Annotated in this window: 23 protein-coding genes; 10 read left to right on the plus strand and 13 right to left on the minus strand. The window is 68.4% G+C overall.

Annotated features, from left to right (window positions below; translation table 11 throughout):
- Window positions 1–20 precede the first annotated feature (20 nt).
- Entirely contained in the window at window positions 21–401 is a 381-nt protein-coding gene (locus OS889_RS10305; protein ID WP_372389635.1) for a DUF555 domain-containing protein, read from the minus strand.
- A gap of 298 nt (window positions 402–699) precedes the next feature.
- Here OS889_RS10305 and OS889_RS10310 point away from each other — a divergent pair, with 298 nt between their 5' ends.
- Complete coding sequence (locus OS889_RS10310) at window positions 700–885, plus strand: hypothetical protein (protein WP_372389636.1); 186 nt, start codon at window positions 700–702, stop codon at window positions 883–885.
- Window positions 886–1,034: 149 nt separating this feature from the next.
- The gene (gene psmB, locus OS889_RS10315; RefSeq protein WP_372389637.1) at window positions 1,035–1,766 is read left to right on the plus strand and encodes an archaeal proteasome endopeptidase complex subunit beta; all 732 of its coding nucleotides are present in this window, start codon (window positions 1,035–1,037) and stop codon (window positions 1,764–1,766) included.
- 61 nt (window positions 1,767–1,827) lie between these two features.
- Here psmB and OS889_RS10320 read toward each other — a convergent pair whose 3' ends face one another.
- Entirely contained in the window at window positions 1,828–3,363 is a 1,536-nt protein-coding gene (locus OS889_RS10320; RefSeq protein WP_372389638.1) for a glutamate-cysteine ligase family protein, read from the minus strand.
- A gap of 126 nt (window positions 3,364–3,489) precedes the next feature.
- Between OS889_RS10320 and ligA the strand changes: the two genes are divergently transcribed.
- Window positions 3,490–5,268, plus strand: a complete 1,779-nt coding sequence (gene ligA, locus OS889_RS10325) for an ATP-dependent DNA ligase LigA (RefSeq protein ID WP_372389640.1) — start codon at window positions 3,490–3,492, stop codon at window positions 5,266–5,268.
- 40 nt (window positions 5,269–5,308) lie between these two features.
- Here ligA and OS889_RS10330 read toward each other — a convergent pair whose 3' ends face one another.
- The 6 genes from OS889_RS10330 to OS889_RS10355 all read right to left on the minus strand — a co-directional run bounded on the left by OS889_RS10330 (window position 5,309) and on the right by OS889_RS10355 (window position 11,515).
- Window positions 5,309–5,614, minus strand: coding sequence for a HalOD1 output domain-containing protein (locus OS889_RS10330; RefSeq protein ID WP_372389641.1), 306 nt, complete (start codon window positions 5,612–5,614; stop codon window positions 5,309–5,311).
- 102 nt (window positions 5,615–5,716) lie between these two features.
- A complete protein-coding gene (locus OS889_RS10335) occupies window positions 5,717–6,811 on the minus strand; it encodes a DNA topoisomerase IV subunit A (protein WP_372389642.1) in 1,095 nt (364 codons plus the stop codon).
- A gap of 2 nt (window positions 6,812–6,813) precedes the next feature.
- Window positions 6,814–9,219 (minus strand): DNA topoisomerase VI subunit B, encoded by a 2,406-nt coding sequence (locus tag OS889_RS10340; protein WP_372389644.1) that lies wholly within the window; start codon window positions 9,217–9,219, stop codon window positions 6,814–6,816.
- Window positions 9,220–9,314: 95 nt separating this feature from the next.
- Window positions 9,315–9,854: a peptidylprolyl isomerase gene (locus tag OS889_RS10345; RefSeq protein WP_372389646.1), complete on the minus strand. Its 540-nt coding sequence runs from the start codon at window positions 9,852–9,854 to the stop codon at window positions 9,315–9,317.
- A gap of 63 nt (window positions 9,855–9,917) precedes the next feature.
- The gene (locus tag OS889_RS10350) at window positions 9,918–10,355 is read right to left on the minus strand and encodes a nuclear transport factor 2 family protein (protein WP_372389647.1); all 438 of its coding nucleotides are present in this window, start codon (window positions 10,353–10,355) and stop codon (window positions 9,918–9,920) included.
- Between the two features lie 86 nt (window positions 10,356–10,441).
- The gene (locus OS889_RS10355) at window positions 10,442–11,515 is read right to left on the minus strand and encodes an anthranilate phosphoribosyltransferase (protein ID WP_372389648.1); all 1,074 of its coding nucleotides are present in this window, start codon (window positions 11,513–11,515) and stop codon (window positions 10,442–10,444) included.
- 109 nt (window positions 11,516–11,624) lie between these two features.
- Here OS889_RS10355 and ahbB point away from each other — a divergent pair, with 109 nt between their 5' ends.
- Window positions 11,625–12,674, plus strand: a complete 1,050-nt coding sequence (gene ahbB, locus OS889_RS10360; RefSeq protein WP_372389649.1) for a siroheme decarboxylase subunit beta — start codon at window positions 11,625–11,627, stop codon at window positions 12,672–12,674.
- 1 nt (window position 12,675) lies between these two features.
- Here the strand turns inward: ahbB and OS889_RS10365 are convergent, their stop codons facing one another.
- Window positions 12,676–13,338, minus strand: coding sequence for a helix-turn-helix domain-containing protein (locus OS889_RS10365; protein WP_372389650.1), 663 nt, complete (start codon window positions 13,336–13,338; stop codon window positions 12,676–12,678).
- Between the two features lie 161 nt (window positions 13,339–13,499).
- On the opposite strand from OS889_RS10365, the gene OS889_RS10370 reads away from it, so the two are divergent.
- Window positions 13,500–14,468, plus strand: coding sequence for a VOC family protein (locus OS889_RS10370; RefSeq protein WP_372389651.1), 969 nt, complete (start codon window positions 13,500–13,502; stop codon window positions 14,466–14,468).
- Window positions 14,469–14,516: 48 nt separating this feature from the next.
- Here OS889_RS10370 and OS889_RS10375 read toward each other — a convergent pair whose 3' ends face one another.
- Together OS889_RS10375 and OS889_RS10380 are read right to left on the minus strand one after the other, a co-directional pair.
- Complete coding sequence (locus OS889_RS10375; RefSeq protein WP_372389652.1) at window positions 14,517–15,296, minus strand: CehA/McbA family metallohydrolase; 780 nt, start codon at window positions 15,294–15,296, stop codon at window positions 14,517–14,519.
- Between the two features lie 67 nt (window positions 15,297–15,363).
- Window positions 15,364–16,449, minus strand: a complete 1,086-nt coding sequence (locus OS889_RS10380; RefSeq protein ID WP_372389654.1) for an NAD(P)/FAD-dependent oxidoreductase — start codon at window positions 16,447–16,449, stop codon at window positions 15,364–15,366.
- A gap of 98 nt (window positions 16,450–16,547) precedes the next feature.
- Here OS889_RS10380 and OS889_RS10385 point away from each other — a divergent pair, with 98 nt between their 5' ends.
- Genes OS889_RS10385 through msrB form a run of 4 tightly spaced genes read left to right on the plus strand, consistent with a single transcriptional unit; the run spans window position 16,548 to window position 18,852 of the window.
- Complete coding sequence (locus tag OS889_RS10385; protein ID WP_372389656.1) at window positions 16,548–17,222, plus strand: HAD family hydrolase; 675 nt, start codon at window positions 16,548–16,550, stop codon at window positions 17,220–17,222.
- A gap of 39 nt (window positions 17,223–17,261) precedes the next feature.
- Window positions 17,262–17,966 (plus strand): RAD55 family ATPase, encoded by a 705-nt coding sequence (locus OS889_RS10390; protein WP_372389658.1) that lies wholly within the window; start codon window positions 17,262–17,264, stop codon window positions 17,964–17,966.
- Entirely contained in the window at window positions 17,967–18,380 is a 414-nt protein-coding gene (locus tag OS889_RS10395) for a DUF8057 family protein (protein ID WP_372389660.1), read from the plus strand.
- A 46-nt stretch (window positions 18,381–18,426) separates the two neighbouring features.
- A complete protein-coding gene (gene msrB / locus OS889_RS10400; protein ID WP_372389663.1) occupies window positions 18,427–18,852 on the plus strand; it encodes a peptide-methionine (R)-S-oxide reductase MsrB in 426 nt (141 codons plus the stop codon).
- Window positions 18,853–18,888: 36 nt separating this feature from the next.
- Here the strand turns inward: msrB and OS889_RS10405 are convergent, their stop codons facing one another.
- The gene (locus OS889_RS10405) at window positions 18,889–19,323 is read right to left on the minus strand and encodes a universal stress protein (RefSeq protein WP_372389665.1); all 435 of its coding nucleotides are present in this window, start codon (window positions 19,321–19,323) and stop codon (window positions 18,889–18,891) included.
- Window positions 19,324–19,434: 111 nt separating this feature from the next.
- On the opposite strand from OS889_RS10405, the gene OS889_RS10410 reads away from it, so the two are divergent.
- Window positions 19,435–21,015: a spermidine synthase gene (locus OS889_RS10410; protein WP_372389668.1), complete on the plus strand. Its 1,581-nt coding sequence runs from the start codon at window positions 19,435–19,437 to the stop codon at window positions 21,013–21,015.
- Window positions 21,016–21,086: 71 nt separating this feature from the next.
- On the opposite strand, the gene OS889_RS10415 is transcribed toward OS889_RS10410, so the two are convergent.
- Window positions 21,087–21,245: a hypothetical protein gene (locus OS889_RS10415; protein WP_372389670.1), complete on the minus strand. Its 159-nt coding sequence runs from the start codon at window positions 21,243–21,245 to the stop codon at window positions 21,087–21,089.
- Window positions 21,246–21,301: the final 56 nt, after the last annotated feature.

Below are 21,301 nucleotides of genomic sequence, written 5' to 3' on the forward strand. Positions count from 1 at the left end.
AGTGTTTCGGGGCCGGCCGCTCACTGACTGCGCTCTGTGTCCCGGTCGTCCTCGTCGGCCTCGGTCTCGACGACCTCGATGACGTCGAGGGGGACGTCCCGCAGTGCGCCGCCGACCTCGCTCTTGGCGATCCGGGAGGCGTGCTCCTCGCTGTCGGCGTTGAACACGTCGATCTCCAGGAGGAGTCCGACGAGCGCCGTGTTCGCGGCGATGAACGCCGAGTCGAACGGCTCGCCGCAGGCGGGACACGGCGTAGCGCCCACCTCGACCTCGACGTACTCCTTGTCCTTGTCGTTGAGTCGCTTTCCGGCCTCGCTGACGGCGACCCCGATGGCGTCGTCGATGTCCTCGACGTCGCGGACCAGCCACGCGGCCTCCATCGCGACGAGATAGTTGCTCATACGAGCAGGTGGTGCCGTGGGGTTTCGTGTCTTGTGGTTCGATCCCGCGGGTGCGACTCCGTGACACTGAGATCGTCCATTTCAGGCACCCTACGGTGCGTACGCCACTCCGATACTGCGCATAACTTATGCGAACGAACCGTGCTGTTGAGCCCGTTCGTACGGCTCGCGCTCGGTGAGAATCGGAATCGTCCGGGGATCCGTGGCGAACGACAGAACCGCATCACAGCGTCGGCCAGCGCCACAGACTCGACGAGAAAAGCTTATATACACCGGCTGCCGCGGGAACGCCAAGGCGATGATAGAAGACCTGCACCGGGGCATTACCCTCGTACTGTATCAGACGACACTGCTGTTGGGCATCCTCGCGATGCCGGTCGCGCTCGCCGCGCGGCGTCTGGGACTCACGCTTCCGGTCCGCCCGCTCATCGAATCCGCAGAACGGACCTACGAGCGCGCCGACGGCGGGGCCGAGGGTCGCTAGGGATCGAAACGCTGTTTCTGTGCGGACGTCGCTACGCCGTCAGCGTCGGCTACGCGGGCGCCTGCGGCGTCGACGCGGCCGGCGGGGCGATACGGGCAACAGCGGTGGGAAGGGTGGCATTTATCAGCGGCGGGCGTTAACTGCGGGTAATGCGTACTCCTACGAGCGACGACGTTTCGGGGCGTCTCGATCCGCTGAACGGCGAGCACTCCGGCGTATTTGCGCCGGAACTCGGCGAGTTCGAGAACGCCGAACAGCGGGCCCAACAGATGGGCGACAAAGAGACCAAGACGGGGACGACCACGGTCGGGCTGAAGACCGAAGACGGCGTCGTGCTCGCGACCGACATGCGCGCGAGCCTCGGCCGGATGGTCTCCTCGAAGAACGTCCAGAAGGTCGAAGAGATCCACCCGACGGGCGCGTTGACCATCGCCGGGTCGGTCTCGGCCGCGCAGTCGCTCATCAGTTCGATCCGCGCCGAGGTCCGCCTCTACGAGGCCCGTCGCGGCGAGGACATGAGTATGCAGGCGCTCTCGACGCTCCTCGGCAACTTCCTCCGCTCGGGCGCGTTCTTCATCGTCCAGCCCATCCTCGGCGGCGTCGACGAGGAGGGCCCCCACATCTACAGCATCGACCCGGCCGGGTCGATCCTCGAAGAGGAGTACACCGTCACGGGCTCGGGCAGCCAGTACGCCCTCGGTGTCCTCGAACAGGAGTACAGCGACGACCTCTCGATCGAGGAGGCAAAGTCCGTGGCCGCCCGCTCGATCAAGAGCGCCGTCGAGCGCGACCTCGCCTCGGGCAACGGCATCAACGTCTGTGTCGTCACCGAAGACGGCGTCGACATCACCCAGCACAAGGACTTCGACGACGTCCTGTAGACGGGCGCCCCGCGGTCACGGCTCGACGCGTCTTCTCTTGGATTCGACCGTCGAGTCCCGACTACAGCCAGTCCGCGAACGACCCGTCCAGGAGCGTCTCCCGCTGCTTCCGGATGTAGTCGCGCTGCATCCCGGTGACGGCGTCGGCGAAGGAGTCGCCGTCGGCCAAGTACTCTCTCACCCGCGCGACCTTCCAGTCTGCGGGCGTCGTCTCGTGTTCGACCCGCGCCCGGAGCGGGCTGACGTACTTTTCGGCCTCCTCTTCGGTACAGCCGGCGGCGGTGAGCCCGTCGACCGCGTGGGCGAAGATGTCCTCGTAGATCTCCGCTTTGTCCATCGTCTCCGCGCCGTCGTTGCGGATCCACCGCTGGCGGCTGTCGAGCCCGTCGCGCATCGCCGCGTAGAAGTTCTGTCTGGCGGTCGACCACGACTGGTCGGTCGCGGGGTGGCGGCGCCGCGGCAGGCTCTCCATCAGCCCCGCGAACGTCGCCTGGAAGGCGACCGAGTCCCGCACCGTCGGCTGGGCGGCCAGCGGGCGGAACTCGATCCGGGCGTTCGCCGACGAGCGCGAGGCGCCGTCGAAGACCGGGCGGACCCACCGCCAGTACGTGCCGTGTTTCCGGCGGAGGGTCGCGAACTCGTCGTCGAAGCGGTTGCCCTCCTCGACGGGCATCGGGACCATCGTGTCGTCGGCGGCGACGCGGTCGACCGCCTGTTCGACGGTCTCCAGGTCGTCGGGGAAGCGCACCTTCTTCACGTCGTCGGTGTTGAGCACCGACTCGAAGACGACGATGCGATTCTCGGCGTAGCCCTCCGAGAGGATCTTCTGGGCGCCGACGTCGTCGTAGAGGTCCGGCGGGAAGAACGGGGAGTTTACCCCGAGGGCGAGCAGCGGGCCGGCGATCCGGAGCGCGTACGTGAAGAGCGTCGGGAGGTCGGCGGCGTGAGCGACCTGGAAGTGGGGCTGGATCGAGGTGATGAGCGACTCGGGCATCACCGTGTCGGCCGACAGCGAGACGTTCGGCGCGTCGATCGTCATCTCCTCGGCGGCGTTCGGCCCGTTCGCCATCGTGTGATACCGCACGGCGCCGCTCATGTTCGTCGCGATGCGGACGCCCTCGGCCTCGACGCTGCCGGTGAGGTACTCCCGGGCCGTCTCGCCGGCGGGGGGAATCGTCCAGAGGCCGTCGCTGACGAGCCGGATCCCCTCGGCGCCCGTGCAGTCCAGGGCCGCGGCCAGTCGGGCGCGCACCTCCGACTCCTGGGCGCGGAGTCCGGCGGGGTTCAGGGGCTGGGGGCTGGTCGTCATCTCGGCGTTGTGGAGCCCAAGTTCCTTCTCGAAGCCGATGAGTTCGAGCAGTCGACGGGGGACGCGCATCAGGCCGTAGGTGTCGGCGTCGTCGTCGGAGGCCGACCAGCGGCCGTCCGCGACGGCGTAGAATTCGTATTCGAGGCCGACGATGGACTGGTGGTTGTCGAAGGTTCCCTCCCGGAGCTCCGACTTCACGACCTCGGCGTCCGTCCGGGCCTGGGCCTCGAACTCCTCGGCGTCGACGGCGAGGGCGTCGCGCACGTCTGCCGCCAGCTCCTCGGTCATAGGACTCCCTGGACGGCCGGAGGGCTTCAATCCCGTGGCTCGGGTCCCGCGGCGACGCTCGCGGCCGCCCGACGCAGTCGGTTCGAGTCGGCGGACTCTTGTCGGCCCGCCGGATAGGAGGAGTCGATGCAGTTCGCAGCGCTGGCAGCGCGCGCCGAGGAACTGGAGGCGGAACCGGGCGACCTGGCGACGATCGGTCTCGCGGCCGATCTCTTCGCCGAAGCCGACGAGGATCTCCCGACCGTCGTGCGGTTCCTCCAGGGGCGCGTCTTCCCGGCGTGGGACTCGACGACGCTCGACGTCGGGCCGGCCCTCCTCCACGAGGCCATCGCGCGCGCCGCGGGACAGAACGTCACGGCCGACGACGTCGAAGCCGACCTCGCGGAGATCGGCGAGATCGGCGCCGTCGCGGCCACCTACGACTTCGGCGGACAGCGCGGCCTGGGCGCCTTCGCCGGCGACGACGGCGACGACCTGACCGTCGCCGAGGTGGACGAAACGCTCCGTGAGATCGCGCGGGTCACCGGCGACGGGAGCGAGCGCCGGCGGCTCGACACCCTCTTCGGCCTGTTCAACCGCGCGTCGCCGAGCGAAGCGAAGGTCCTCGCGCGACTCGTGCTGGGCGAGATGCGGATCGGCGTCGGCGAGGGGACCGTCCGCGACGCAGTCGCGCTCGCGTTCCTCGACGGCGAGACGGGCGACGAGTCGGAGGCTGGAGAGGCGGAGGCCGATGACGGGGATGACGAAGATTCCGACGACGAGCCGATCTCGCCCGCGGACGACGCCGTCGCGGCCGTCGAGCGCGCCCTGCAGGTCTCGAACGACTACGGGATGGTGGCCGAGGTGGCTCGCGAGGACGGGCGCGCGGGGCTCGACGACATCGGCCTGGAGGTCGGTCGCCCGGTCCAGGCGATGCTCGCGCAGGCCGGGACCGCGACCGAGGCCGTCGATGACTGGGGCGAGGCGGCCGTCGAGACGAAGTTCGACGGCGCGCGCGTCCAGGTCCACCACGATGGCGAGGGGACGAGGCTGTTCTCGCGGAATATGGACGACGTCACCGACCCGCTGCCGGAGGTCGTGGAGTTCGTCGACCGCGAACTGGACGGTCCCGCCGTCCTCGACGGGGAAATCGTCGCCGTCGCCGACGACGGCTCGCCCTGTCCCTTCCAGGAGGTGCTCCGCCGCTTCCGCCGGAAGTACGACGTCGAGCGGATGCGCGACGAGGTCCGCGTCGAACTCCGCGCCTTCGACTGCCTCCACGCGGACGGGGAGGACCTGCTGGACGCGTCGCTGTCGGAGCGCCACGAACGACTGGAGGAACTGCTCGGTCACACCGACGCCGTCTCGGACCTCACCGTCACCGACGACCCCGAGGAGATCGCCGAGATCGAGGACGCGGCGCTATCGGCGGGCCACGAGGGGATTATGCTCAAGGATCCGGGCTCGACCTACGCGCCGGGCAAGCGCGGCCGTAACTGGCTGAAGCGCAAGCCCGACGTGGAGACGCTCGACCTCGTCGTCACCGGCGCCGAGTGGGGCGAGGGCCGGCGCGCGAACCTCCTCGGGACGTTCCTCGTGTCCGCGCGGATCGAGGAAGCCGACCGGACCGACGCGACCGACGACGCCTACGCCACGCTCGGGAAGGTCGCGACCGGCATCACCGACGAGCGACTCGAATCGCTGACCGAGCGGCTCGAACCGCACATCGTCCGCGAGGAGGGACAGACCGTCGACATCGAGCCCGCGGTCGTCTTCGAGGTCGGCTACGAGGAGATCCAGCGCTCGCCGACCTACTCCTCGGAGTACGCGCTCCGATTCCCCCGGTTCGTCGACGTCCGCGAGGACAAATCCCCGAGCGACGCCGACACGCTCGCCCGCGTCGAGCGCCTGGCCGACGGACAGTAGCGGATCGATTGCTCGGTGACGGCGGCGGGGTCGACGGCGGTCACTCGACGGCGGTACCCGGCTCGTAGACCTCGATCTCGTCGCTGGTAATCACCACGGGGTACTCCCAGATCACCGCCGACAGGCGGAGGTTCGCCCGCGCGGAGTCGAGTAGATCGTCGATCGCGTCCGCGTCGACCCACGTGTACAGCGTCTCGGCCTCGGTGGGGACGCCGTCGAGCGGGGGCTCACAGAACGCCGAGACGACCGCGTTCGTCCCGTCCTCGTCGCGGTCCCGGGAGTACCTGACGAGCGGCTCCGGACCCGACAGTTCTCCCGCCCCGATTGGCTCTCCGATGCTGCTCATACGCGGCTTTGGGAGACCTAGGAAATAAACGCAAGCCTCCGAGTATCGTATTTGATATTCGTGAGAGGGAGAGTGCCTCGCTCGCCGGAGCCTTCCGGAGGCTCAGAGCACGCCCATCGCCGACAGCCGCTCGGGGAGGTACGTGTCGGTGACGAAGTCCAGCCCGCGGGAGGCCAGCGCCTGCTGTTCGGCCTTCTTCTCGATGTCGAGCTGGAGTTCGATCTGCTCGGTCCAGTAGTCGGTCTCGAATCTGGGGTCCTCCAGTTCGGATTCGAGCGCGTTGACGTCCGAGTCCGCCAGCGGGTCGGTGGGGAGGTCGTACTCGACGATGTCCTCCGGCTGGATCCCGACGAAGCGCGCCTCGGGCGTCGCGAGGTACTCCGAGAGGTGCGCGGACTTGATCGAGCCGTAGGCGACCGAGCCGTAGATCCGGTAGGACCACGGGTCGCCGTCTGTGAAGACCACGACCGGCAGGTCGAGTTCGTCGTGGAGGCGCTTCGTGATCCGGCGGGTCGCCCGGGCCGGCTGGCCCTTCAGGTGGACGACGAGGCAGTTGTACTCCTCGTCGAAGCCGTTCTCCACGAGGCGATCGCGCATCCCGCCGGTCTCGACGCAGAGCACGAAGTCGATGTCGTGATCGAGGAAGTCGATCGTGTCGGGGTTGTTGGGGATCTGGTAGCCTCCCTCGCCGACGTCCTTCTGGCAGTGGATCTCCCGTTCGCCGCGGCGGGTCTGCTCGCGGAGTTCGAGCGGGCCCATAAGCGTCGCACCCGACTCCTCGGGGCGCATGTGGAAGTCCTCGCGGGTGACGCCCGAGACGATCTCTAAGTCCTCGATCAGTTGGTTCGACTCGTCCTGACTCGAGAACTGCGCCTCCTCGTTGTCCCACGACTCCGAGAGGTAGTACAGCTCACGCAGCGTCGACGAGCGGTCGGCCTCCAACTGATTGACGAGGAACTCGATTGCGTAGGCGGCCTTCAGCAATTTCCGCGCGCCGCGGACGCTGTTGGCAGACCGCGTCGACGTGCGGTCGCCGTAGACCCAGACCTTCGATTCCTCGTCGAAGACGATGTTCGACTTCGTCCGCGTGGGGATGTTCATCTGGGGCACTTCGCCCGACGCGAACTGGTCGTAGAACTCCGCGGCGAGATCGACGAGCCGTTCCTGTGCGATTTCGTCGTCCTGTTTCGTGCTCATGGTTAGGCGTTGACCGTCAGTTTCTCCGCTTCGATGCCGTCGACGTCGACGTCGAACTCCGCGTCCCCGCTCGCCGTGTAGGTGAGTTCGACCGTCTCACCCGCCGGGACCGTCGGTTCCCACTTGACGAACCACTCGCCGTCGAGGTCGACGACGCTCGCGTCCTCGGGGAGGTCCGCGGGCTCGACCGAGACGATGTCTGTGATCTCGGGGTCCTCGTTGCGGTCGGAGTGGTTTTCGACGATCAGGGTGACGCTGTCGCCGTCGACCTCGCGCTCGACGCTGACGTTGTTCATAATCCGGGCCAGGGCGCCGTCGATGTTGGGCCGCGGCCGATCCGTGACCTCCGAGAGCTTGTCGGCCATCTCCGGGAGGATCTTCCCGAGGACGTCCTGCTTCTTCCGGCGCTTCTGCATCGAGCGCCGCTTGTTGAGGTAGGACTTGAGGTCGCGGGCGGCCTCGCGGATCGCGAGTTCGATCTCGTCTTCGATCGCGGGGATGTTCGCGATGGCGTCCTTGGACTCGCTCGTGAACGGGACGTTCGTGGACGCGACGTGGATCATAATCACCGCGGGGCCGTTCGGCATCCCCGACCCGCCGGGCTGGTCGAGCCCGTAGTTCCGCCAGCCGATCCCCTTCACGACGTCGGTCGTCGCACACGCCCCGCGCTGGTAGACGAGCGGCACGCGGTTGGCGAAGCGGAGGAGGTCGACCGTCCCGTCTTCGAGTTCGCCGCCGTAGGCGATGCCGGCCTCGACGATGAACGGGTCGCCGCCGTGGACCTCCGCGTCGCGCGTCGCCGCGGCGTAGAAGTCGGCGTCGAACTCCTTTCGAAGGCCGGCCTCGACGAGCTCGGCCGTGATCGGCGACAGGCAGTTCGTCGGCGGCGCGAGGATGTCGGTCTCGCGCATCGCCTCCAGGAGTTCGGAGGCGACGTCGCGCTCGCCCGCGACCTCCCGGACCTTCGGGACGTCGTCGGGGACGGTCCGCATCGTCTCCCAGACCGCCTCGACGACGTTCTCCCTGGCGGTCTCGCCGAAGGAGATCTCCTCCGAAACCAGGAGATCCGCCGAGCGGTCGACGTAGTCCACGAGGGTCGCTCGCGTGGCGCGGTGCGTCGGATCCCCGTCGCGGAATTTGTCGGCCAGCCGCTCGGCGATGCCGGCGACGGTCGCGTCATCCTTCCGCGTGCTCGTGGCCTCGTCGACGAGCGCGTAGAGGTCCGAGTCGAGGTCCCCCGTCAGGACCGCCCACGCCGCCTCGACGGCGTTTTCTCGCACCGTGTCGCCGAAGTTCGCGTCGAACTCGTCCTCGACGTCGTCGGCGACGGTGTCGACGATCCCCGCCAGTTCGCTGTGGGCCGTCCGCTCGCGCGACTGGAGGGTGTCAGCGACGCGCTCGGCGAACGTCGCGGTCGCCTCGGCGCCCTTGTTCGCGACGCTGTCTTCGATCGCGGTTTCGAGGTCGGTCTCGGGCTCGCGCGGCGCCGACCAGCCCATCTCGCGGCCGAAGTGCCGGTCCCGGAAGCGGTCGATGACCTTGTCGGCGGTCTTCGACCCGACGCGGGTGAACTCCTCTTGGAGGAAGCCCGACACCGAGTAGGACTCGGTGGCGTTGAGCATCTTGATCAGCGTCCCGAGCTCGACGCCGTGGGGGTGCGGGCGGATCTCTTCGGTTTCGGCAGGCAGGGACGCGCCCTCGACGCGCTCGTACCGCCGCGGCTCGTCGAGGCCGGGCTCGTCCAGAACCAAGCGGGCGTGGGGGTTGACGACCGCGGTGTGCTTGACATAGTCGTGGAGCTGCTGGCGCGCCCGCATGTTCGCCTCCATCTCCATCTCGATGCGGGTACCGTGAGTCGGCGAGAGTTCCGACTCGCCCGGTGCGCGCTCCTCTTCGACCTGGATCTCGGGCTCGTTGGTGTCGGTGTCGATGATTAGCTCGAAGTACTGGGCCGTCTCCGAACGCTGGGTGCGGGAGGTGATCTTCGCGGGCTTGCCGGAAGTGAGCTGCGAGTAGAGTACAGCCGCCGAGATGCCGATTCCCTGCTGGCCGCGGCTCTGCTCACGGGCGTGAAACCGCGAGCCGTACAGCAGTTTCCCGAACACCTTGGGGATCTGTTCGCGGGTGATCCCGGGGCCGTTGTCCTCGACGATCAGGGTGTAGTAATCGCCCGATTCCCTGATCTCGATCGAGATGTCGGGCTTGATCCCGGCCTCCTCGGTCGCGTCGAGGGCGTTATCGACGGCCTCCTTGACGGCCGTGACGAGCCCCCGCGCGCCCGAGTCGAAGCCGAGCATGTGCTTGTTCTTCTCGAAGAACTCGGCGATGGAGATGGCGCGCTGGCCCTCGGCCAGCTCCTCGGCGATCCCGCCGCCCTCCTCGCCGAGCGTCGACTGGAAAGACGTCATCTGCGGAGTCCTTCCTCGTGGACGGTTAAGAAGGGTTCGGGAGCGGGGTGAAAGTGAAACGACGGACGGCAGTCAGGTCCGCGGGAAACGCGGCGCTACTGCTCGACGTCGACCGACTCGATCTCGATGTCTTTCACCGGCTTGTCGTCGCTGTCGGTCGGCACGTCGCCGATCTCCTCTACCACGCTCATCCCCTCGACGACCTGCCCGAAGACCGCGTGGCGGCCGTCGAGGTGCGGCTGGGCGTCGAGCGTGATGAAGAACTGCGAGCCGTTGGTGTTCGGGCCGCGGTTGGCCATCGAGAGCTTGCCCGCCTCGTCGTGGTTCAGGTCCTCGTGGAACTCGTCGTCGAAGGTGTAGCCCGGGCCGCCGCGGCCGGTGCCCTCGGGGTCGCCGCCCTGGATCATGAAGCCGTCGATCACGCGGTGGAAGACCGTGCCCTCGTACAGCGAGTCGGTGCGGGTCTCGCCCGTCTCGGGGTCGCTCCACTCCTTGTCGCCCGTCGCGAGGCCGAGGAAGTTCTCGACTGTGCGCGGCGCGCGCTGTTCGAACAGTTCGACGGTGATGTCGCCCTTCGTGGTTGACAGCGTCACGACGGGGTTCTCGGGGTTTTCGAGTTCGGCGTCGTCGACCATAGGGGAGGAAGGAGCGACCGATACAAAACGGTGTCCACTCGGCCTCTCGACGCCCGCGCCGACTCACTCCGCGAGCGGCCCCGACGGAACGGCGCTCACGTGCATTCCGACGAAGCGCCACGTCGAGTCTGCTTCGTCGCCGACGCCGTCGGCATCGCCCTCGCGCGCTCGCCGTTCGAGCGTCCCGCTCCAGCGACTCTCGAAGTCGTATTCCCGCCCGGATTCGACGTCTCGCCACGCCATTTGGACGTCGTCGGAGAACCACGCGTGGTCGTCGCGTTCGGTAACCGAGAGCGCGTCGCTCTCGACGGTCCAGTCCGCCGTCGTTCGCGTCTGCGCTCTGAGCCCCGCTTCGATCTCGTCGTAGCCGGTCAGCTTCTCGGTGATCCCGTATTTCACGATGTCGTCGTCCCGCGCGAAGAACGGAGACAGCGGCTCGCCACTCCTAAGCGCGTCGTAGTACGCGCGGATCCGGTCCGCGGCGGTCGTCTCGCTGGTCATACTCGGCCCACGGCGGCCGCGGGGAAACGAGTGTCGGCGGTCAGAAACGAACAGCGGCGAGGAGACGGGACGAGAAGACGCCCGTATCAGAAGTCGCGGAGGTCTTCGAGGACGGCCGCAGCAGCGCCGGAGTCGATGCTCTCGCGGGCCATCTCCAGGCCCTCGTCGAGGGTTTCGGCGTCCTCGCGGGCGTAGATCCGGAAGGCGGCGTTGAGCGCGACCGCGTCGGCGAAGTGGTCCTCGCGCTCGCCGGCGATGATCTCCGCCGTCAGGTCCGCGGAGTCGCCCGCGACGTCGTCGGGGTCGACTTCGAGGTCCTCGTACTCGAAGTCCATCCCGTACTCGGGCGTCTCGATCTCGTAGTCGCGGAAGTCGCCGTCGGTCCACTCGCCGACCTTCGTGTAGCCGGGGCGGATGTCGTCGTAGCCTTCCATCCCCTGGAACATCACGACGCGGTGGGGGCTCTGGGAGTCCATATTCTCGAAAGTCTCGACGATCTTCTTCGCGAACGCTAGGTGGTAGAAGGAGCCGAGGTGGACGTCGGCCTTCGCGGGGTTGGCGATCGTCTCGACGGTGTTGACGAACGTGCGGACGCCCATCTGATCGCGGCGGTCCCACAGGGCGTGGACCCGCGGCGCGAACTCGGGCTGGTAGTAGAAGCCGAAGCCCGTCTCGTCGACCATATCCGCGCTCTCGTTCGGGACGAGTTCGGTCCGGATCCCGAGTTCGTCGAGGACGTGCTTGTAGGCGTCCTGTTTCTGCGTCGGGACGCGGTCGCCGGAGTGGACGACGACCGGCGTGCCCGCGCCGGCGGCGACGATGCCCGCCGCGGCGCCCAGGATCGCGGTGTCGCCCTTGCCGTCGTAGTTCGCCCCGCAGTCGACGGGGTCGGCGTCGGGCTCGGCGTAGACGACGTCCTCGGCGATCACGTCGGCGTAGGCCGCGAGCTCCTCGGCGTTGTTGTGCTTCCAGCGGTTCGCGAGCCAGAACGCCCCCAGCGTGGTGGGGTCGGGCTCGCCGGCGAGGATCCGCTCCATCGCTTCTGTCGCCTGCTCGCGCGTCATGTCCTCGGCGGACTTGACGCCCGTGCCGACGACCTCGGTCATCAGGCGCTTCAGCGGCCACTCCCCGAATTCGGCGGGCTCCGTCGCTTGAGCCATACGAATCGATTCGGGTTTGAGCATAAAAAGTGACCCGTTCGATTCCCACCTGGGAAGAGCCGAGACGGGAGCCGAAATAGGTACGTCCGTTCGGTCCCAGGTGTCGACAATGAGCGCACTGGACGAGGACTGGCGCGCCGACCTCGATGCGGTGGACGCCGCCCTGATCGACGACTACCAGAGCGGCTTTCCCGTCGTCGAGCGCCCGTTCCGCGCCGTCGCCGCGGACCTCGGCATCGACGAGGCGGAGGCGCTGGAACGGGTCCGTCGCCTCCGCGAGCGGGGCATCTTCCGGCGCTTCGGCGCGGTGCTGAATCCGCCGGTGATCGGCAGTTCGACCCTCGCGGCGGTCGCCGCGCCCGCAGATCGGTTCGACGAGGTCGCCGAGGTCATCAACGGCTACCGCCAGGTGAACCACAACTACCGCCGCGACCACACCTGGAATATGTGGTTCGTCGTCACCGCGGCTTCGAGGCGGAAGCGGGACGCGATCCTCGCGGAGATCGAAGACCGCACGGGCTGTCCGGTGTTGAATCTCCCGATGCTAACGGATTACTACATCGACCTGGAGTTCCCCGTCGTCAACGACGACGCCTTCGCCCGCGAGAGCGTCGCCGCGACCGACGCCTCCGCGACGCGCATCTCCGAGGAGGCCGTCGGCGACCTCACCGAACTGGAGGCGGCCCTCCTGATCGAGATCCAGGACGGCTTCCCGCTGTCGGCGACGCCCTACCGCGACGTCGCCGAGGCGATCGGCGCCGATCCGGGGGACGTCGTCGACGCCGTCGAGCGCCTCCTCGCCGACGGCTGTATCAAGCGCGTTGGCTGCGTGGTGAACCACATCGTCACGGGCTTCGACGCGAACTGCATGGTCGTCTGGGACGTCCCCGACGACGAACTCGACGCGCGGGGCGAGGCCGTCGGCGAACTGCCGTACGTGACGCTCTGTTACCACCGACCGCGACGCCCCGACCAGGACTGGGAGTACAACCTCTTCACGATGATCCACGGCCGCGAGGCGGACGCCGTCGACGCGAAGATCGACGAACTCGCGGCGGAGCACCTCCCCTTCGATCACGAGCGGCTCTACTCGACGGCGACGCTGAAGCAGACCGGCGCGCGCTACGACGAACTGGTGAGCGCCGGGAGCGAGTCCTAACCTAATCGAGGATCGCCGACAACAGCTTGTCCTGTGCGGTCGCGAGGTGCTCGGAGAACGTCGAGGGATCGATGTCCAGTTCCGAAGCCACGTCGCCGGCGTTCGCGCGCTTCGGGTGCTCGAAGTACCCCATCTCGTGGGCCGTTTCGAGCACCTCCCGCTGGCGCGCGGTGAGGGCGCTCCGGTCGACGACGGCCAGATCGGACTCCTCGCGGTCCCCGTCCGAGCGGACGAGCCGATGGACGGAGACGCCGTCCCAGCCCTCGTCGAGCCGCCTGATCACGTCGCGGAGCGTGTCGACGTCGGGCGCGTGGAAGCTGATCATCAGGGCCCCGTCGCGGGTGTGGACGTCGCGGACGGGGCACCCGAACGCCTCCACCGACTCGCAGAAGCAGTTCCGGTCGGGCGAGCGGTCGAAGCGGTAGACCTGCTCGGACCCGTACGAGAAGACCTCCGTGAACTCCCGGTCGTCGTCGGGGAGGCCGTCTTCGAGCGGGGCCGCCTCGTCTGTCTCCAGCACGAACTCCTCTGTCATCGGCGCGTCGGGGTCGCTGGGTGCGGACTTCGTCACCGACGTCGCCGGCGCGTCGGCCGCCTCGGACGCCCGAACGGCCGGGCAGTCGGGCGGGGATTCGACGGTCACCTCCGCGCGGATTCCGGTCACGGTCGCATCCAGGCCGCCCTGCCTGATCAATAATTCGGGATCGATCCGGATCGACTTATAAATGCCCCCGATATTTGGGGTCTTTCTATAACCATTTTACCGGTGAATCAGCAACCGTCTAGGAGAGTTCACCGCGAGAACTCACCATCACGAACGCAACCATGAAACGACGACAATCCCCCGTAGCCAAACTCGGACACGTCGCAGCGCACACGCCGGACCTCGACGAATCGCTCTGGTTCTTCAACGAGGTGATGGGCTTCCAGGTCACAGAGCGCGACGGCGACACCGCCTATCTCCGCGGCATGCGCGACTGGGAGCACCACACGCTCAGCCTGACAGAGAGCGGCCAGACGGGCGTCGACCACTTCGCGTTCCGGACCGAGAGCGAGGAAGCTCTCGACGAGCTCGAACAGCAGCTGAAAGACGAGGGCGAAGAGATCACCCACGTCGAGGCCGGCGAGGAGAACGGCATCGGCGAGGCGATCCGGGTCGACAAGTTCGGCCACAACTACGAGTTCTACTGGGACGTCGAGAAGCCGAAGGCCCCGGAGGGCAAGCGCTCCGGTCTGCTGAACCGGAATTACAGCGAGTCGGTGGGCAACCGGATCGCGCCCCGCCGGATCGACCACGTCCACGTCAACGACCCCGGCGAGAACGCGTTCAAGCACGACGAGTGGCTGCGCGAGGCGATGAACTTCCAGCTGAACGAGCGCTACGAGGACAAGAACGGCGAGTACTGGGGCTGGTGGTACGCCGTCACGCCGCTCCCCCACGACATCGCCATCCACCGCGAGGAGCCCGGCGACCCGACGCAGTTCCACCACGTCGCGTTCCACCTCGACAGCCTCCAGGACCTCTGGACGGCCGCCGACATCTGCAGCGAGCACGGCATCGAGATCAACAACCGGAGCAACGGGCCCGCGATGCACGCGATCACCCGCGCGGACTGTATGTACGTCAAGGACCCCGCGAGCCAGCTCCGCCTCGAACTGTTCGCCGGGCCGGGCTATCTGAACTTCGAGCCCGACTGGGAGCCGATCGAGTGGAAGGAAGAGTCGCTCGGCGGCCCGACGAACCACCAGTGGCACGGCGGCGGCCCGACCTGGGACGGTATCGACTACGTCTGAGAACGGCCGCTCTCGACGTTCGCAATGCTATTTTCGCTGCTGTCGTAGCTACCCGGACAGCGGCGAGAGCCGATACAGCATCCGCGCGGCGCCGAGCGCCCCCGTCTTGGCGAGCGCGCCGCCGCGGTAGGCGCCGTACTTCGCGTAGAAGCCGCTCTTCCTGACGCCCGCGCCGGCGTAGTGGCGCGCCGAGGTCGGGATCGGCGTCCGCCGGCCCTCGACCCGCGTGGCCCCGTCGCGGATCGCGTCGAGGACGATCTCGGCGGTGAGGTCTGCGCGCTCGATCCCCTCGATCTCGATCTCGGTGTAGGCGCGGCCGACGTACCCCACCTTGTGGGCGTCGCTCCCCGCGACGCCGGGATAGCCGCGAGCGTTGGCGTAGCGGCGCGCGCGGCGGTTCTTCCAGCCGGTGAACGCCCAGGAGTTGTACACCTCGATCGCGTCGGGGTCGACGTCGCGGAGCCGGCGTTTGCGCACGCCGTGTCGGCTCCGCTGGAAGGGGTGCGGCACGATCGCGACGCCGCCGCGCTCGCGGACCCACGAGGCCGTCTCGGCCATCGGCGCGCGGTGCGGGGGCATCTCCTCGATCCCCAGCGCGAGCAGGTGTCCGTCGGCGGTGGAGACCTCGACCCCCGGGATCCCGATCAGGCCGTACCGGGGCGCCAGCTCCGCCGCGCGGACGGACTCGTGGATCACGTCGTGGTCGGTCACGACGACGGCGTCGAGCCCGATCTCGGCGGCCTGTTCGAGGAGGAGCTCGACGGGGTCGGTCCCGTCGTAGGAGGCCTCGGAGTGGACGTGGGGATCGAGTCTGACGGTCAGCGACACGGGCGATCGTACGAGCCGGTAGCAGTAAAGCCTGTCTGCCTGGCGCGCTCGTCCGGTGCCGACTCCGTCAGTCCAGCGCCGCGCCGATGCGCTCGCCCGTCTCGTGGCCGTTCCAGAGCGCGCTCGGGACTCGGCCCTCGCCGGCGACCCAGTCGCCGGCGAAGTAGAGCCTGGCGTCCTCGGCGGTCCGGATCGCCTCCGCGTCGACCGCCGAATCCGGGAGCGCGTAGCGCCAGCCCTGATCGTCGGTCCAGTCGGGGTCGCGGTAGCGGTCCTCGCCCAGGAGGTCGGCGACGCGGTCGCAGACCTCGGACTCGATCTCGGCGAGCGCGTCGTCGTACGTCTCGGTCGACCACGCGGGGCTCATCTGGACGACGAGGAGGCTCTCGCCGTCGGGGACGTGCCCCGGCTTGCACTCCTCGCGGGAGAGCCAGCCGATCGCGTGCTCGCGGTCGGGGTTCACGAGCCCGTACCACGGGTAGGATTCGCGGAACGGGTAGTGGAGAACGACCGTCCGGATCGTCCGATACGGCACCGCGTCGACGGCGTCGACGAGCGCCTCGCGGCGCGCGTCGTCCCAGTCGGTCGCGCGCAGTAGCTCGGCCGTCTGCGGCGCCGGCGGCGTGACGAGCAGCGCGTCGAACGGGCCGTACTCGCTCCCTTCGGTGTCGGTGAGCCCCCATCGGGTCTCCGCATCGGTCTCGCGGTCTGTCCCCCGAGCCCGGATCTCGTCGATCCGCGTCCGGCGGTTGACCGTCGTGCCCGCGCGGTCGAAGAGCCGCTTTGCGAGCTGGGTGATACCCTCGGTCCACGTCCGCTTTGTCGACTCGCGGTCGCCCGGTTCGATGGTCCCCTCCCCGTCGAACGTCCAGACCGGCTCGTCGATCTCGACCAAGCCCTCGGTCCCCAGTTCTTCGAGGAGCGCGGCCGTCCGCTCGTCGGCTTCCTTCACGTAGTTGGCGCCGTGGTCGTAGTAACAGCCGTCGCGCCGCCGGGTGGCCGCCCGGCCGCAGACGCCGCCGCTCTTCTCGAAGACGGTCACCGCGACGTCGGCGTCGCGGAGGGCGTACGCCGCGGCCGCGCCGGCCGCGCCCGCGCCGACGACACCGAGCCGTGGGGTCGATCCGTCCGCTTGCTCTGCGCTGTCGCTCACAGCGGGTAGAAGGACGGTCCGGGCTTCAGCGTTCGGGCCGGTCGGCCCGGTCGGCGCCGTCCCGCAGGTATTTCACCGCCCACCACCCAGGACCGCGTATGGAGTACGACGCGGTGGTCTTCGACAACGACGGCGTGCTGGTCGAACGGCCCGGTGTGGAGCTTCTCCGGTCGGCCGCGCGCGAGGCGTTCGCCGCCGTCGGAATCGAGAACCCGGCCGACGAGGACGTCGAGGCCGTCGCCTACGGCGTCACACCCGAGACCCTAACGCGGGTCTGCGGCGCGTACGGCGTCGACGTGGACGACTTCTGGGCGGCCCGCGAGCGGACGGCGAGCGCGGCGCAGATCAGCGCGATGGAGGGCGGCGAGACGGACCGCTACCCCGACATCGACGTGCTCGATGACCTCGCGGCCCCGCTCGGAATCGTCAGCACGAACCAACAGGCGACGATCGACGCGATCCTCCGCCACCACGGACTCGAATCCCTCTTCGGGACCGCCTACGGCAGGGAGCCGACCGTCGAGAGCCTCCGCCGGAAGAAGCCCGCACCCTACTACCTGGAGCGCGCCCTCGACGACCTCGGCGCCGAGTCGGCGCTGTTCGTCGGCGACAGCGAGACCGACGTGCTGGCCGCACACCGGGCGGGCGTCGACTCCGCGTTCCTGCGACGCCCCCACCGCGCGGACACGATGCTGGACGCGGAGCCGACGTACGAACTCGACTCGCTGCGGTCGCTCCGAGACCTTCCTGGCGTTACGCTGCGTGAAAATTAGCCCGGAACGGTTATGAGGCGGGTCGACGGACCTGCCAGTATGCGGATTCCGAGCGGGGTCAGCGGGTTCGACCACCTGATCCAGGGCGGCTTCCTCCCCGGGCGGCTGTACGTCCTCTCCGGCCCACCCGGCAGCGGGAAGACCACGTTCACGGCCCAGTTCATCGCCGAGGGGCTCCGGAACGGGGAGAACTGCCTGTACATCACGATGCACGAGTCGCGCGACGAGCTCGTCGAGGATATGTCGAACTACGAGTTCGGCTTCGAGACGCTCACGAGCTCCGAGCAGTTCCGCTTTGTCAACCTCGCCGGCCAGCAGGGCACGCGGCTCCTGAATCAGTCCTCGGGGAGCGGCAACCCCTCCAGCGTCCAGGGCCTGACCGACAAGATCGTCGGCTTCGTCAACTCCCGGGACATCGACCGGCTCGTCATCGACTCGACGATGCTCCTGGAGCTCTTCTTCGCCGACGGCGAAGAGGAGATGACGCGGTTCCTCACGGCGCTGAAGACCTGCGATGCGACGACGCTTCTCATCTCGGAGATGACAGACCCGAGCGCCTACGCCGACGAGCACTTCCTCGCCCACGGGGTCATCTTCTTCCACAACTACCTGGAGGCGACCGGGATGCGGCGGGGGATCCAGGTCGTGAAGATGCGGGGGACAGACATCGACTCCGACATCCGGTCGCTGTCGTTCACCGACGAGGGGATCGTCGTCGACCCGACCAAACGGGTGGACTTCTAGATGTACGAACGCGCCTTCGACGTCGGCTGGGAGTCGCTCTCCGCGGAGGAGGCCGTAGAGCGGATGTACGCGCTCGGGATCGCAACCGAACTTGGCCACGAGTTCCCCGAGGAGCGAAAGCGGCTCCGCGGGCTCGCGTCGACGGCCTACGAGCGGAGCGTCCTCGATCTGGCGTTCGAGGAGGGGCGCCGCGAGGTGCGGGACGTCCGCCCGAACCACGAGACCGACGAGGGCGCCTGGGAGGAGCTGATCGAGGCCGCCGACTCGCCCGCGCCCGCCCGCGAGTCGCTGTCTGTCGACCCGTCCACGGACGTCCCCGAGGTCGTGGACCGCCCCGGCGCGCTGGACGGCTTCGACATCGACGAACTCGGCCGGCTGCGGTTCCCCTCGCTGCTCAAGCGCGACGAGGAGTAACCCCCTCGGGGGCGAGACTCTTGGCGCTCCAGCCCCAACTGCGGGTATGGCCGACGAGACACCCGTCGAGAGCGGACGCGACGACGTCCCGGACTCAGAGGACGAATGGCGCGAGCGGCTCTCCGAGGAGGAGTACGAGATCCTCCGCGCCCGCGGGACGGAACCGAAGTTCAGCGGCGAGTACCTCGACGAGAAGGACGACGGCAGCTACCGGTGTGCGGGCTGCGGCGCGGTGCTCTTCGACAGCGAGACGAAGTACGACTCCGGCTCCGGCTGGCCGGCGTTCTACGACGCCAATCAGGACGCCATCGAGACGCGGACGGACACGCGCCACGGGATGCGCCGCATCGAGGTGCTGTGTCGGAACTGCGGCGGGCACCTCGGACACGTCTTCGAGGACGGTCCCGAGCCGACGGGCAAGCGCTACTGCATCAATTCGGTCGCGCTCGACTTCGATTCCGACGCGGAGTGAGGAGACGCGAAGCGGGCGACGCCGCCGCGTGTCGGGTCACTCCTCGACGGCGAGGTTCGTCGTCAGCACCGGGACGTCGGCGCGGGCGACGACCTTCTGGGAGACGCTGCCCATCAGATTGTTGGTGTAGTCGCCGCGGCGGGTCCCCATCGTGATGAGGTCGACGCTGACCTCGTCGCTGTACCCGAGGATCTGCTCTGCGGGGTCGCCCTCGCGGATCGCGGTCGTGACGTCGATGCCGGCCTCGCGCAGGCGGGTCGCCGCGCGGTCGACGGCGGCCTCGCCCTCGCCCTCCAGTTCGGCGACGACCTCGGTCTTCATCTCGTCTTGCAGCGTGAGGAAGGCCCGGTCGTCGATGACGTAGAGGACGTGTACCTCGGCATCGCGCTGGACGGCGATGTCGGCGGCGGTCTCGACGACCGCGTCCATCGACTCGGTGCCGTCCGTCGGGAGCAAGATTCGCTCGAACATATGGCTCTGTGGGTGCTTTCGGCTGGGGCATCCTATATCCTCCTTTCTCGTCCCGTCGGCTCGGTTCGGCGAACGAGTCGTTGAAGTCGCTGCCGACCCAGGGTACCGGCGATGGACCTCCGGCTCCCCAGTCGGCGACCCTCCCGGGCCGAGACGGCCGTCTTCGTCTCCGGGGTCACGAGTATGGGCCTCGAAATCCTGGCCGGGCGGATCCTCGCACCGGCGTTCGGCAACAGCATCTACACGTGGGGCGGCATCATCGGCGTCTTCCTCGCCGCCCTGAGCCTCGGCTACCACCGCGGCGGCCAGCGCGCCGCCCGCAACGCCTCCTACGGCCGGCTCGGCTGGATCTTCCTGGCGACGGCGCTCTACGTCGCGGGCGTGATCCTGATCGGCGACGCCGCGGTGCAGGCGACGGAGCTGTTCCCGCTCCCGAGCGAGTTCGCGTCGCTGCCGGCGATCACGCTCCTCTTCGGCCCGCCGACGTACCTCCTGGGCTACGTGAGTCCCTACACCGCCGAGCTCGCCGGCGGCGACGTGGGCGCGACCGCGGGCCACGTCTACGCCGTCGGGACCGTCGGCAGCATCGTCGGCGCGTTCGGGACGACCTACCTCCTCGTGCCGACGCTCTCGGTCCCGCAAATCGGCCTCGTGCTCGGGCTGACGGCGCTCGTCGCCGCGGCAGCGGTCACCGCGCCCGACCTCCGCGGGACGGCCGGGCTCCGCGTCGGCGTCGTCGCCCTGGCGCTCGTCGCCGCGACGGCGACGGGCGGCCTCGGCCCCGCGGTGGCGGGCGAGACGGTCTACGGGACACAGACCGCCTACCAGGAACTCCAGGTCGTCGACCGCGGCGACGTCAGGACGCTGTACCTCGACGGCCAGCGCCACAGCGCGATGGACCTGACCGACCCCGACAGGCACGTCTTCGAGTACACGCGGTACTTCCACGCGCCGCTCCTCTTCACCGAGGACGCCGACGCGGTCGACCGCGTGCTGTTCGTCGGCGGGGGCGGATTCACCGGCCCGCGGATCTTCCACGAGACCTACCCGAACGTCACCGTCGACGTCGTCGAACTCGACCCCGCGGTCGTCGACGCCGCCGACCGCTACTTCGGCATCCCCGACTCACCGCGGATGAACGTCCACGTCGGCGGCGCCCGGCAGTTCCTCGAATCGACGAACCGCACCTACGACGTGATCGTCCTCGACGCCTACCGGAAGGACTCGGTGCCGTTCCAACTGACCACGGTGGAGTTTATGCGCCTCGCCGCCGACCGGCTGGACGACGACGGGGTCCTGCTCGCGAACCTCATCGCGGCGCCGACGGGGCCCGCCTCCGACTTCTACCGCGCGGAGTACAAGACGATGGAACAGGTCTTCCCGCGGGTGTACAGCTTCCCGACCGCCGGGGGGCCGGTCGTCCAGAACATCGAGGTGATCGCGACGAAGCAGACGGGGCTGGTGTCTGAATCGGAACTCCAGGGGCGGAACGACCGCCGCGACATCGGGATCGACCTCGCCGCGGATCTGTCGTCGTACCGACGCGGCGAGCCGACCGACGACGTGCCCGTGCTGACCGACGACCGCGCGCCCGTGGACAGCCTGCTCGACGAGGCCGTCGGCCAGCGGTACGTCCGCGTCCGGACGAACGAGTCGACCAACGGAACGGCGACGGCGGCGGCAACGGAGTAGGTACTGGGCCGACCAGTTCGCACCCGCCCGGATTCACCGCGAGAAGGAATGAGACGACCGAGAGATGTCGTTCACGCCACGAAGAGCAGCACGTACAGCAGTGTGGCGAACGCCGCTGCGAGCAGCGCGTGACCGATGCCTCCCGCGACCGCACAGACCCCGGCGACGAGGCGTTCGAGCGGCGTGAGTTCGGCGCCGAACGTCTGCCGTTCCAGGTGTTCGATTGCCATTGGAGTCACCTCCTATCTGGACAGTCGTACGGAGTACAAATACACCTGCCGAGGAT

It is taken from the genome of Halobellus sp. MBLA0158, from assembly GCF_041477585.1.
Lineage (GTDB): Archaea > Halobacteriota > Halobacteria > Halobacteriales > Haloferacaceae > Haloquadratum > Haloquadratum rubicundus.